This window comes from Actinomadura sp. 1N219 (assembly GCF_044326405.1).
GTDB lineage: Bacteria > Actinomycetota > Actinomycetes > Streptosporangiales > Streptosporangiaceae > Spirillospora.
In genome coordinates this window covers 1-11,801 of the sequence record NZ_JBIRAY010000029.1, presented here as the reverse complement: position 1 = coordinate 11,801, position 11,801 = coordinate 1, and the positions used below count along the sequence as shown (strand labels likewise).

The window sequence follows — 11,801 nt, the reverse complement described above, 5'->3', positions numbered from 1 at the left end:
GGCCCTCCGGCCTAGTCGATTCCGTTCTTGTTCAACGAGGACTCCTTTCTGCGCGGCGCGGCGCTGAGCATGGAGGCGGTGATCTGGCCGATCACCAGCCCGAGTCCGGTCATGACGACCCACAGTTGGGTCGCGCCCTTCGCGAGGGCGACGGCCGCCCAGGTGACGCCCGCCGCCAAGGTGATGAACCCGGCGACGACCGCGCGCCCTAAACGCCCGATCGTCACCGCGCCTCGCATGCCTCGCCGTTCGGCCCCCTCCGCGGGCCGAACGGTGACCGCGTCAGAGGTGGTGCCGATGTGCGTGCAGTGCGGGCCGCTGACGGCGCACGGGCCGTCGGACACGCGCGGGTCGTCGTCCGCGCGCTGGCCGGCGAGGCGGCTGATCTCGGCGATCTCCCGTTCGACCGTCTCCGGGTCGGCCGCCTCGGCAGCGACTTCCCGCCTCATCGCCTCCCGCAGCTGGTGCCGCAGCTCCACGCGGGTCACCGTGGAGGCGGTGTGGCGTTTCGGTTCAGTGGCAGGGCGGTCCCTCCTTTGTCTCATCGTTGCGCTCCTTCCTCTGCGCCTCCGGAAGAAGATTCTGGAGGGTACTCAACCTCCAGAATCCGGCGCAGGTTCTTCACGCCCCGGTGGCGATGGGTGTTCGCCGTCTTGGGGCCTATGTCCAGCCGATGCCCGATCATGGCGTCGGTGGGCGGGGGGTTCCCCTCGACCCACATCAGGATGACCGCGCGCTGCCTGGGCGAGAGCTTCTCCATCGCCGCCCACACCCGGGCGAGGAGAGCCTTGCGCTGGTCGGACGGATCCTGGCGGCCGGCTGGCGCGGCGGTCGCGTCCTCCGGTGCGTCCTGTTCGAGGGCGGTGTCCAGGGCCTGGAGCGCAGCATGTTGCGTGTGCTCGTCGACGAGCGCGGCGTACTCCTCTTCAAGGCTTCTAAGCCTGCTGGTCCGGCGGTGGGCATTGGCGGCCTCGTGAGACGCGACGGTCAGGATGTAGCTCCGAGGGTTGGTCCGGATCTCTTGCAGCTTGTTGAAGACCTTGATCCAGGTCTCCTGCGCGACGTCCTCGGCGGAGATGCCGGAGGCCCCGAGAGTCTTCCGGATATGCCAGAGCACTTTCGCCCGGTTCTCGCGGTAGAGGTCGGTGAACAGGGCCGCCAGCTGATCGGCGGTCGCGTCCTCGTGCGGTGGGCGAGGCTGGTCCGTCATCTCAGCTCTCCTCCCGGACGGTGGCCGTGTGCGGGCGCCTGTGCCCTGGCCGGACCGTCTTCTGGTGAAGGCCATCTGCTGCTGATTCGGTTGCCGTGATGGCGGTGATCATGGCCGGCGTCACCGGTGTCTCCTTGGTGTGATGGGATTGCCGGGCCCGCTCGCAACGCTCCGTGCGCCTCATATAGGTGACGCGCGTGGCGTACGTCCCGAGCGGGCCGTGCCTCGGTGGCGGCGCCATCGCCGCCCTTGCGGGTATGGATGAGGTCTTCGTCTCGCTCTGCTCGCCCCGCCGCCCCGGCCGGGCAAGCGGTCCGGTCCCGGCGCCCGGGACCGGACCGCGCATGCTCACAGCTGGTCGGCACCTGATTCGCCATGGACGCGCCGGACGCACCGCATGAGAGTCCGTGCCTTCGCGAGGTTCAGGCTCAGCACGGGGGCGTCCGGTCCCGCCTGGCTGTCGCGGATTCCCAGCCGATCTTCTCCCAGCCGGGCGAGCTCCACGCATTCGTTGCTGGCCATCGAGCGGCGGGCCTTGCGCCAGATCGGGGTGGGTTCTGGTTGCAGGCCCTCGCGCTCCGGGTCTGATCTCGGCATATGCGAACACGACCTTTCCTGATCACGATGAATGGTTCGCGTGAGACGTACGGCGACGTACTCGGGACCGGGCATGGTCTCGAGGCGGGGCTCCGCTGCCGCCGTTGGGGCCGTGTGCACGGCGTCACCGTCACGACAACGTGAGGTGCGGCGATGCCGCGGTCGGCGCGTTTCGCCGCCGAGGTCGGATCCGTGCTATAGGGCCGGTTCGTCCATGGGTGTTGGGGGGCCGGCCCTGGCCGCCTGTTCTCGTTTTAGTGACGGGGGTGGCTTACGCGCTGTTTTGGAATCCACGTCCATTAGAGAGTCGCGGGATGTCGCAACGACTGATCGAGATCATAACCCGCTTCCGCATTGGGTCAACCGATACTTCTCCGGCAGTTTTGGTGCTTTTGTGAACGATTAGGCTAGCGCGTAAATTTCGCTGTAAGGTGCGAAAATTCGTCTCACCTGCGAAGACGCCATGCTTTCGTCGGCCGTCAGGTGCGCTGACTTCGCCGGTTTCTCGAATGCGAGCCGAGTCGATAGTTGCCGAGCTTTTCTGGAAAGCTTCCTAATAGATGAATCTGCAACTTTTGCTCAGGGCGAATGAATCGTCAACCGCCGGTGCCGTGCAATTCTCATTGGTTCCCTGGCGCGCCGTGGAGACGGAGGTCCACTCGCGCGTGCCGGGCCGGGTATGGGCGAGATCGGCCTCAGGTCAAGTAGCGGCGGTTGACTCTGATCAAGGGTTTTTCGTCGCGGGTGATGTAGTCGGCGGCGAGGACCTCGGCGACGAACAGGGTGTGGTCGCCTGCGGCGACGGTCTGGCGGGTCTCGCATTCGAGGGCGGACAGGCCCGCTTCAGGGATGAGGGCGTCCGAGTGGGCGCCGCGGTGGTGGGGGGCGCTCGCCAGGAGGATGCGGGCGCTCGGGCGGCCCTCCGCGGCGAAGCGTCCGGCCAGGGCGCGCTGCTTGGACGACAGGACGGTCGCGGCCCAGCGGTCCTGCCGCTTCAGGACCTCCGTCAGGTACGACGTCGTCGCCACGCCCGCGGCGACCATCGGCGGTTCGAGCGACACCGACATGAACGAGGTGACCGTCGTGCCGAGGTCGTCGCGGCCGTCGCGGACGGTCAGCACGACCACGCCCGAGGCGAACCCCGCGACGGCCTCGACGAAGTCGGCCGTGGCGGTCAGCGGATCTCCCAGGTGCCCGGGAGCGTCAGCGGGCCCGCGGCGGGCAGCCCGAGCCGGGCGGCGAGGCCGCCGAGCGAGCCCCAGGCGTCGAAGCGGGCGGAAGCGGCGGTGCGGTCCTCGCTGGACTCCGGCGGGCGGAGCCGCTCCAGCGGCGACGTGTGCGGGTACACGCGGATCGGGGCGTCGGCGGCCAGCCCCGACTTCTTGCGGGCCGCGTCGAGGGCCAGGTCGATGCCGCCGAGCTCGTCCACGAGGCCGCGCTCCTTGGCGTCGGCGCCCGTCCAGACCCGGCCCCTGGCCAGCTCGTGGACGCGCTCGCGGGACAGCCCGCGGCCCTCCGCGACCCGCGAGGTGAAGTCGTCGTAGATCTTGTCGAGGGACGCGTTGACGCGCTCCCACTCGGAGTCGCTGAAGTCCTTGGTGGCGCTGAACATGCGGGCGTGGTCGCCGTCCGCGACGCTGCCGAACCCGATCCCGATCCGGTCGAGGAGCCCGTTCACCAGCGCCTTCCCGGCGACGACGCCGATCGAGCCGGTGAGGGTGCCCGGCTGCGCGACGATCGTGTCCGCGGCCGCCGCCACGTAGTAGCCGCCGGACGCCGCGACGTTGCCCATCGACACGATCACCGGCTTGCCGGCGCGGCGGGCCAGCACCACCTCCCGCCAGATCGCGTCGGACGCGACCGCGGAGCCGCCCGGGCTGTTGACGCGGAACACGATCGCCTTGACCCGGTCGTCCTTGACGGCGGCGCGGAACGCGGCGCCGATCGTGTCCGAGCCCATCGCGGGGCCGGAGTTCGGGAGCGGGCCGCCGCGCCCGCTGCGGCCGAGCCGGATCGGGCCGTGCCCGTTGATCAGCGCGACGGCGTCCTGCCGGCCGGGCTGCGGGAGCCGCCCCGCGAGGCCGTGCGCGCGGTTGTAGCGGGCGACGTAGCGCAGCTGCGCCTCCTCGCCGAACTCGGCGCGCAGGTCGGCGTACACCTCGTCGCGGTAGCCGAGCCGGTCGACGAGGTTCTCTTCAAGGGCCTCGTCGGCGAGGAGCGGGCCGCGGTCGGTGAGCTCGCGGACCCTGTCCTCCGGGAGGCCGCGGCCTGCGGCGATCCCGGCGGTGATCTGCTCCCCGAGCGAGTCGACCAGCCGCCGCGACGACTCCTCGTGCTCCGGCGTGTACGCCTTCTCCATGAACGTGTTCGCCATCGTCTTGTACTCGTGCCGCTTGGCGAACCTCGGCTGCACGCCCGCCTTCTCCAGCGCGCCCGCGAGGAACGGCTCCTCGATCGCGACGCCGGTCAGCCCGACCTCGCCCGTGGGCTGCAGGTACACCTTGTCGAAGGCGGTGGCCAGGTAGAACGGGACGGTGCCGCGCCCGCCCTCGCCGAACGTCTCGGCCCACGCGACGGTGAGCTTGCCCGCGTCCCGCAGCGCCTGGACGGCCTCGCGCAGCTCCTGGACGAGCGCCAGCCCGGTGCCGCCGGAGATCTTCACGACGAGGGCGCGCACGCGCGTGTCGGAGCGGGCGCGGCGCAGGCCGTCCAGGACGTCCCGCAGGCTCGTCCGGCGCATGGACAGGATCGCGGAGATCGGGTCGGACGGCGCGACCTCGACGATGCCCTCGGTGAGGTCGAGTTCGAGGATCAGCGGGGCCGTCCGCCGGTCGCGGGCCTGTTTGATCACGTTGACGACGTTGCCGGGATCAACCATGCGCCCAGCCTATGCGCTCGGATGCGGGCCTTCCCGCGCCCGCCGTCCCGTTCCGCCGTTCCGCTCCCGTCCGGCCGGGCGGTCCGTCAGCGGGCGAAGGCCTTGTTCGGGATCACGCTTGAGGACGCCTGCGCGAGCGTGCGCCCGCGCGCGTCGGCGATCACCGCGTTGGACACCATGCGGGTGCCGCCGGCGTGCACGCACGTCCCGGTGACCGTGAGCGTCTCGCCCGTCCGGACGGCGCGGAGGTAGTCGATGTTCAGGTTCAGCGTCAGCATCGGCATGAAGTGCTCGCAGGTGCTGGTGGCCGCGAGGCAGACCGCGTTGTCGAGGATCATGGCGATGTAGCCGCCGTGCACGGTTCCGCCGGGGTTGCAGAGCTTCTCGGACGGCGTCCAGGAGATGACGACCCGGCCCGGCTCGGCGGAGGCGATGACCTGGCCGATGTACTGGTTGATGTCGGAGATTTCGGGGAATCGGCCGTCCGCCATGGCCTGGATCAGCTCCGCGCCCGACAGCGTGTTCCACAGCTCGGCGGCCCGCCGGTGGGCCTCGGGGCCCGCCTCGACGCTCAACTTCGCTCCCTCTGATCGGGTCGACCACTGGAATGCTATTCGGTGATCCCGGGCGCGGGCCTGTGCCGTTCGTCACTGAGCCGCCCGGTTGCGGCGCGGGCCGCCGCGGACGTGCCAGCGGATATCGTCGTCGCATGGGAGACGGCGACGGCTGGGCCGGCTGCGACCTCGGGCACACGCACTGGGGACGCTTCGGCGCGGCCGGGCTGCTCGCCTACCATCGCGACGCCGGCGGCCAGTTGTGGATCCTGTTGCAGCAGCGCGCGTGGTGGGGGATCGGCGGCGGGACGTGGGGCATGTTCGGCGGCGCCCTGCACAGCCATGAGGACGCGGTGACCGGCGCCTTGCGGGAGACGTCCGAGGAGTGCACGCTCGACGTCGGGACCGTGACCGTGCACGGCACGAGCGTCGAGGACCACGGCGGTTGGTCGTTCACGTCCGTGATGGGTTCGCTGACCGAGCACGTTCCCGTCGAGCCCGCGTCGAGGGAGACGCGCCGTGCCGAATGGGTGCGCGCAGAGGAAGTCACCGACCGGAAACTGTTCGCGCCGTTCGCGCGGTCATGGCCGCGGTTGCAGGACGCGATGAAGGGTCTCGTTCTCATCGTGGACGCGGCGAACGTCGTGGGCGCCCGCGCCGACGGCTGGTGGAAGGACCGGGCGGGCGCGAACGCCAGGCTCCGCGACGACCTGAAGGCCCTCGACGCCGGTGTGCAGGGCGTGCCGGACGGGCTCGTCCCGTTCGACCGCTGCTTCCCGGAGGTCGTCCTGGTGGTCGAGGGCGCGGCGAGGGGTGTCGCCGACGCACCGGCCAACGGGGTGCGGGTCGTGGCGGCTCCGGGCAGCGGCGACGACCGGATCGTTGAGCTCGTGCAGGAGGCGGGGCCCGACACCGTCCAGCTCGTGGTGACGGCCGACCGGGAGCTGAAGGCCCGGTGCCGCGCCGCCGGAGCCGCCGTCACCGGCCCCCGCTGGCTCCTCGAACGCCTCTAGCTCCCCGGCTGGTTTCCGGCTGAGTTCTCTACGCGATGGCCTGCGTCGCGGAGCGCGATGATCGCGTCCTTCAGGCGGTGCTCAGGGACGAGGACGAGATCGGCGTGGAAGGTGGACGCGACGAAAACCGAGATTCCGGCAGCGGCTAGTGGGCCGACGATCGCTGCGAGCATTCCCGGTGTGTCCAGCCCGTGGCTCGCGTCACCGTAGAAGCCGATCCAGCGTTCCGCCTCCGCGAACGGGGACGCGTCCCTGACCACGGTGAGTCCCTCGGGGGCGCGCACTAGGGCGATCCACTCGTCGTCCTCGGGGAACGTCGCGTTCGGGAGGTGCTCCACCATGAACTGTGACGGGACGATGTGCAGACGCTGCGCGGTGGTCATTCCGCCACTTTATTCAGGGACGAGCCACACCGCCCCCAGAGGCGGAACGCGCAGCACCGCGGACGCGGGCAGGCCGTGCCAGGGTTCGGCGGTCGCCTCGACGTGTCCGAGGTTGCCGACGCCACTGCCTCCGTAGTCGAACGAGTCGGTGTTGACGATTTCGCGCCACCTGCCCTCGCGGGGCAGTCCGAGACGGTAGTTCTCGTGCGGGTTGCCTGCGAAATTGACGACGCACGCCAGGGCGGGCGGGTCGGCACCCTCCTGGGAACTGGCTTTGGACGTCCCGAAGCGCAGGTAGGAGAGGGTGTTGCCACCGGCGTCGTTGCCGTCGATCCAGCGGAAGCCCTCGTGGTCGCTGTCGCGCGTCCACAGTGCGGGCTCGTCCTTGTAGGCGCGGTTCAGGTCGCGGACGAGTTTCTGCATGCCCAGGTGGTGGGCGCCTTCGGCGGCGTTCTCCAGCAGCCACCAGTCGAGCGGACGCTCCTCGGCCCATTCGGCGCCCTGCCCGAACTCCTGCCCCATGAACAGCAGCTGCTTGCCGGGGTGCGACCACATGTAGGCGAGCAGGGCGCGCAGCCCAGCGAACTGCTGCCACGCGTCCCCCGGCATCTTGCTGAGCAGCGACCCCTTGCCGTGGACGACCTCGTCATGCGACAGCGGCAGGACGTAGTTCTCCGAGAACGCGTACACCAGCGAGAACGTGATCTCGTTGTGGTGGTAGTGCCGGAACACGGGCTCGTGGCGCAGGTATTCGAGCGTGTCGTGCATCCAGCCCATGTTCCACTTGAACCCGAACCCGAGCCCGCCGAGATGCGTGGGACGCGACACGCCAGGCCACGCCGTCGATTCCTCGGCGACCGTCATGATGCCGGGGTTGCGCTTGTAGACCGTCGCGTTCATCTCCTGGAGGAACGAGATGGCCTCCAGGTTCTCGCGGCCGCCGTAGATGTTGGGCGTCCACTCGCCTTCGTTGCGCGAGTAGTCGAGGTACAGCATCGAGGCGACGGCGTCCACGCGCAGCCCGTCGATGTGGAATTCCTCTAGCCAGTACGACGCGTTCGCCACCAGGAAGTTACGGACTTCTGCGCGTCCGTAGTTGAACACGAGCGTCCCCCAGTCGGGATGCTCACCGCGCGACGGATCGTCGTGCTCGTACAGGGCGGTGCCGTCGAAACGGGCCAGCGCCCATTCGTCCTTGGGGAAATGCGCGGGAACCCAGTCGACGAGGACGCCGATACCGGCCTGGTGCAGGCGGTCGACGAGGTGGCGGAAATCGTCCGGGGAGCCGAACCGTGCGGACGGCGCGTAGTAGGACGTCACCTGGTAGCCCCACGACGGCCCGTACGGGTGCTCCGCGACCGGCAAGAGCTGCACGTGCGTGAAACCCATGTCGCGCACGTACGAGGTCAGTTCGTCAGCGAGTTCCTTGTAGCCCAGCCCTGGACGCCACGAACCGAGATGCACCTCGTACACGCTCATGGGTTCGTGGAGCCAGTCGCGGTCTTTGCGGCCGTCCATCCACTCGCCGTCGTCCCACTCATAGGACGACGTGTAGACCCGCGACGCCGTCGCAGGAGGACGCTCCGTGCACCGAGCCATGGGGTCGGCCTTGGTGCGCAGGACGCCGTCCGCGCCGAGGATCTCGAACTTGTAGCACGTGCCGTCGCCGACGCCGGGGACGAACAGCTCCCAGATCCCGGTCGAGCCGAGCGACCGCATCGGGTGGCCGCGCCCGTCCCAGTGGTTGAAGTCGCCGACCACGCGCACGCCGCGCGCCGTCGGCGCCCACACCGCGAACGCCGTCCCCGTGACCGTGCCGAACGCCGACGCGTAGCCGCGGACCTGCGCGCCGAGCGCCCGCCACAGCTCCTCGTGCCGCCCCTCGGCGATCAGGTGCAGGTCGAGTTCGCCGAGCGTCGGGAGGTGGCGGTAGGGGTCGTCCTGGATCGTCTCGCCGCCGTCCGCGTAGGTGACGGCGAGCCGGTAGTCGGGGACGGCGAGCGGCGCCGCGCCGTCGTCGTCCCCGGACAGCGACGCGCCCGCGGGCAGCGTCCCGGTGAACAGTCCCTGGTGGAAGTGGCGGAGCGGATGCCGGTCGCCGGTCGGCAGGACGACCTCGACGCGCTCGGCCAGCGGCCGCAGCGCCCGGACCGTCACGCCGTCCCGGCCCGGATGCGCGCCGAGCACGCCGTGCGGATCGTGGTGGTCGCCGCCGACGAGCCGGTCGATCTCCGCGCGCGTGACCCGTGCCATGCATGAGAGGTGCCCCGAGAATCGCCGATCTCACGTCCCTGGGGAACCTGTTTCCGGGAGCTTGAGAGTTTCCGGGTCGGGAGGGACCGACGCGGAGGTCGGACGCGTGTTGCGACCGCACGGACGGCGCGACTCTTTGTCGAGGGGGTCGCGCCGATTAGCGCCGCCCGTGCGGCCACGTCTACCTGGCCCCAGCGGTGACATCGACCCCGCCACCGTGGAATCCACTCCTGTGTCACCTCAGCGACATAGGTACCTGCCGTACCGGAACGTCCCGGCCCGGTCCGCCCCCGCTCGCGGACCGGGCCGCGCCGTTCCCCACGACGTCGCGTCACCTCTCTCCGCGCTCCTCGCGCGTCTGGTCGACCAGCAGGCGGCGGAGGCCCGCCGGGTCGTCGGCGGCCACCGTCATCGCGTATCCCGCCTGGAGCTGGGCATCGGTGAGATCGCCGCTGCGGGTCGCATACCAGCGTCCCGCGTCGCTGCGCCAGACCTGCCAGCCCGGGAACTCCTCCTCGATGGCCGCCTTCAGATCATCGAAGTCGCCCATCAAGGTCGTCCTTTCCCCGAGGCCGCTCTTCTGTATACAAAAGTCTTACTCGGGCTGAGAGGTGTCAAGCTGTCCGTAAGCGGACCGTGCCCCCGCGGATAGCGCATGGAAGGTATGGATCAAAGGGAGGGCGGAGCAGGATCGAACGCCGCGTCGAACGCCTACTCGAACGGCCGGAAGGCGCGCCCGGAAGGAAGGGGAGGTGACGCCGGTGCCGGACCGTCCCGCCTACCTGCGCATCGCCGACACGCTGCGAGAGGGGATCCGGGACGGCAGCCTTCCGCCAGGGACGCGGCTGCCGACCATCGCCGACCTGTGCGACGCGCACGGCGTTTCGGAAATCGTCGTGCGGCAGGCCGTCGCCCTGCTGCGCGGGGAGGGGCTGGTCGAGACGCGCCGCGGCGGCGGCACGCTCGTCCGGGTCGTCCCGCCCGCGCGTCGGGTGGCGATGGACCGCTACCGCGCCGTGACCCGGCCGATGGCGGTCCCGGAGACCACGTTCACCCGCGACCAGAAGATCACCTGGGAGGAGTACCGGCTCGACCGGATGTTCACCCGCGTCCGGGCGGACGACGAGCTCGGCGCGCTGTTCGAGCTGCCGTCCGGGACCGAGCTGCTGCGCCGCCGGTTCGTCTTCTACTCGCGCGGCGAGCCGCAGCAGATCTCCGTCAACTACCTGCCGTGGGACCTCGTCGGCGACACGCCCGTCTCCGACCCGGCCCGCGAGCCGTGGCCCGGCGGGACGCTGGCGCAGCTCGCGTACCTCGGGCGTCCGCCGACCCGCGTCGAGGAGTCCGTCCGCTCCCGGATGCCGACCCCCGACGAGGCCGAGACGCTCCGCATGACCCGCGGGGTGCCCGTCCTCGCGATCACGCGGCGGCTGCTGTCGCGCGACGACGTGCTGGAGGTCTGCCGCGACATCGTGCTCCCCGCCGACCGCGTCGTCCTCGACTACTCCATCGACCTCTGACCCGGCGCGTCCGTCGACCGTCGGCCTCTGACCGCTCGCGTCCGGGTCAGCCGGTGAGGTGCGCGAGGGACTTGAGCGGGACGGGCAGCCACGCCGGACGGTTCCGCGCCTCGTACCGGATCTCGTAGACCGCCTTGTCGAACTCGAACGCCCGCACGAGCGCAGCGTGCGCGGCCGGATCGTGCCCGCCCGCCGCCGCGTAACCGTCGCAGAACGCCTTCCGGTTGCGTTCCGCCCATGCACGGGCGCGCAGCTCCAGCGCGTCGGCCGTGTCCGGCGGGAGGTCGCCGTCCCGCGTGATCAGGAACCGCGCCGCGTACTCGAAGGAGCGCAGCATCCCGGCGACGTCCCGCAGCGGATGCGCGGGGGCGCGGCGCTCGGCGGGGGTGCGGGCGGGCTCGCCCTCGAAGTCCAGGAGCACCCAGCCGGTGTCAGTGCGCAGGACCTGACCGAGGTGGTAATCGCCGTGGACGCGCTGCACAGGCAGCGTCTCCGCGCCGGCCGCGAGCTCGTCGAACGCCGCGCGGAGCGCGTGGGCGTACGGGCGGATCTCCGGGACGGCGGCGCTGACCTGGTCGAGCTGCTCGTTCATCGCGTAGACGGTGTCCCGCACCTGGGACGGCGGCGCCTGCGTCACGCCGAACGCGGCGGCGAGATCGCGGTGGACCTCGGCGGTCGCCGCGCCGAGCCGCTCCGCCTCGGCCGCGAAGTCGCCGCCGGCGGCGCCCGCGTCGCTCGCCGCGAGGGGCCCGGCCGGCGCCCCGGCCGGCGGGCCGGGCGGCGTGGGCTGCGCCAGCCAGTCGCGGACGCTCGTCAGCGCGAACTGCCAGCCGTCGGTGGCGCTGCGCAGGTACTCCGAGAGGAGCGCGAGGGTGGTCGGCTCGTCCCCGGCGCCGCCGGTCCCGGGCTCCAGCTCGATCCAGCCGTGGACGGCCGGGACGTGCCCGGAGCCTTCACGGGAGAGCGCCAGGTTGACCTCGAGGTCCGGGTTCACGCCGGGGGACAGGCGGCGGAAGAGCTTGAGGATGTGGACGTCGCCGAAGATCAGCGAGGTGTTGCTCTGCTCGGCCGCGGCGGGCACGCCGTCCAGGTCCGCGCGGATCCCGGCGCCGGGCGCGCGGCGGAACCGCAGCGGCCCGACCGCCGCCGCGTTCGCCATGTGCGCGAGCAGCGGGCCGGTCAGCTCCGGGTCGTGGACGGCGTCGTACACATGCCCTTCGATCCCCTGCTCGCCGGACAGCCGTCCGATCTCGACCGGCCGCAGCGGGTCGGGCAGGTCGCGCCGGACGCCGAGGAGCAGTTGGTAATGGTCGACGGCGCCGTTCTGGTGGACGTCGAGGATGAGGTGGTGCAGTGCGGGGTCGCCGGTGCGGAGTTCGGTGGCGGTGCCGAT

12 protein-coding genes are annotated in these 11,801 nt (G+C 70.9%); 2 read left to right on the top strand and 10 right to left on the bottom strand.

Annotated elements, in window-relative coordinates; all coding sequences use genetic code 11:
- Positions 1 to 11: 11 nt before the first annotated feature.
- The 6 genes from ACH35V_RS41465 to ACH35V_RS41440 all read right to left on the bottom strand — a co-directional run bounded on the left by ACH35V_RS41465 (position 12) and on the right by ACH35V_RS41440 (position 5,260).
- Complete coding sequence (locus tag ACH35V_RS41465) at positions 12 to 479, bottom strand: hypothetical protein (protein ID WP_395980385.1); 468 nt, start codon at positions 477 to 479, stop codon at positions 12 to 14.
- 62 nt (positions 480 to 541) lie between these two features.
- Complete coding sequence (locus ACH35V_RS41460) at positions 542 to 1,210, bottom strand: RNA polymerase sigma factor (protein WP_395980384.1); 669 nt, start codon at positions 1,208 to 1,210, stop codon at positions 542 to 544.
- Between the two features lie 348 nt (positions 1,211 to 1,558).
- Entirely contained in the window at positions 1,559 to 1,807 is a 249-nt protein-coding gene (locus ACH35V_RS41455; protein WP_395980383.1) for a DUF397 domain-containing protein, read from the bottom strand.
- A 695-nt stretch (positions 1,808 to 2,502) separates the two neighbouring features.
- Entirely contained in the window at positions 2,503 to 2,985 is a 483-nt protein-coding gene (locus ACH35V_RS41450; protein ID WP_395980419.1) for a flavin reductase family protein, read from the bottom strand.
- Positions 2,982 to 4,685 carry a signal peptide peptidase SppA gene (gene sppA, locus ACH35V_RS41445; protein ID WP_395980382.1) on the bottom strand — a complete coding sequence of 568 codons (1,704 nt, stop codon included), beginning with the start codon at positions 4,683 to 4,685 and terminating at the stop codon, positions 2,982 to 2,984. Before sppA ends, ACH35V_RS41450 begins: the two co-directional genes overlap by 4 nt.
- Positions 4,686 to 4,771: 86 nt before the next feature.
- Positions 4,772 to 5,260 carry a PaaI family thioesterase gene (locus ACH35V_RS41440; RefSeq protein ID WP_395980381.1) on the bottom strand — a complete coding sequence of 163 codons (489 nt, stop codon included), beginning with the start codon at positions 5,258 to 5,260 and terminating at the stop codon, positions 4,772 to 4,774.
- A 134-nt stretch (positions 5,261 to 5,394) separates the two neighbouring features.
- Here ACH35V_RS41440 and ACH35V_RS41435 point away from each other — a divergent pair, with 134 nt between their 5' ends.
- Positions 5,395 to 6,252: an NUDIX domain-containing protein gene (locus tag ACH35V_RS41435; protein WP_395980380.1), complete on the top strand. Its 858-nt coding sequence runs from the start codon at positions 5,395 to 5,397 to the stop codon at positions 6,250 to 6,252.
- On the opposite strand, the gene ACH35V_RS41430 is transcribed toward ACH35V_RS41435, so the two are convergent.
- The 3 genes from ACH35V_RS41430 to ACH35V_RS41420 form a co-directional block, all read right to left on the bottom strand.
- Positions 6,249 to 6,635 carry an ACT domain-containing protein gene (locus ACH35V_RS41430; protein WP_395980379.1) on the bottom strand — a complete coding sequence of 129 codons (387 nt, stop codon included), beginning with the start codon at positions 6,633 to 6,635 and terminating at the stop codon, positions 6,249 to 6,251. The two genes, ACH35V_RS41435 and ACH35V_RS41430, sit on opposite strands and share 4 nt — an antisense overlap.
- Before the next feature lie 9 nt (positions 6,636 to 6,644).
- Positions 6,645 to 8,888 carry a 1,4-alpha-glucan branching protein GlgB gene (gene glgB / locus ACH35V_RS41425; protein ID WP_395980378.1) on the bottom strand — a complete coding sequence of 748 codons (2,244 nt, stop codon included), beginning with the start codon at positions 8,886 to 8,888 and terminating at the stop codon, positions 6,645 to 6,647.
- Positions 8,889 to 9,219: 331 nt separating this feature from the next.
- A complete protein-coding gene (locus tag ACH35V_RS41420; protein ID WP_131971160.1) occupies positions 9,220 to 9,438 on the bottom strand; it encodes a hypothetical protein in 219 nt (72 codons plus the stop codon).
- 202 nt (positions 9,439 to 9,640) lie between these two features.
- Here ACH35V_RS41420 and ACH35V_RS41415 point away from each other — a divergent pair, with 202 nt between their 5' ends.
- The gene (locus tag ACH35V_RS41415; RefSeq protein ID WP_395980377.1) at positions 9,641 to 10,408 is read left to right on the top strand and encodes a GntR family transcriptional regulator; all 768 of its coding nucleotides are present in this window, start codon (positions 9,641 to 9,643) and stop codon (positions 10,406 to 10,408) included.
- Between the two features lie 46 nt (positions 10,409 to 10,454).
- On the opposite strand, the gene ACH35V_RS41410 is transcribed toward ACH35V_RS41415, so the two are convergent.
- Positions 10,455 to 11,801, bottom strand: a 1,347-nt coding sequence (locus ACH35V_RS41410; RefSeq protein ID WP_395980376.1) for a phosphotransferase, incomplete at its 5' end; no start/stop codon positions are given.

Coding starts and splice junctions, on each gene's coding strand:
- ACH35V_RS41430 (WP_395980379.1), bottom strand. CDS start 6,635: ATGACCACCGCGCAGCGTCTGCACATCGTCCCGTCACAGTTCATGGTG.
- ACH35V_RS41455 (WP_395980383.1), bottom strand. CDS start 1,807: ATGCCGAGATCAGACCCGGAGCGCGAGGGCCTGCAACCAGAACCCACC.
- ACH35V_RS41435 (WP_395980380.1), top strand. CDS start 5,395: ATGGGAGACGGCGACGGCTGGGCCGGCTGCGACCTCGGGCACACGCAC.
- ACH35V_RS41420 (WP_131971160.1), bottom strand. CDS start 9,438: ATGGGCGACTTCGATGATCTGAAGGCGGCCATCGAGGAGGAGTTCCCG.
- sppA (WP_395980382.1), bottom strand. CDS start 4,685: ATGGTTGATCCCGGCAACGTCGTCAACGTGATCAAACAGGCCCGCGAC.
- glgB (WP_395980378.1), bottom strand. CDS start 8,888: ATGGCACGGGTCACGCGCGCGGAGATCGACCGGCTCGTCGGCGGCGAC.
- ACH35V_RS41460 (WP_395980384.1), bottom strand. CDS start 1,210: ATGACGGACCAGCCTCGCCCACCGCACGAGGACGCGACCGCCGATCAG.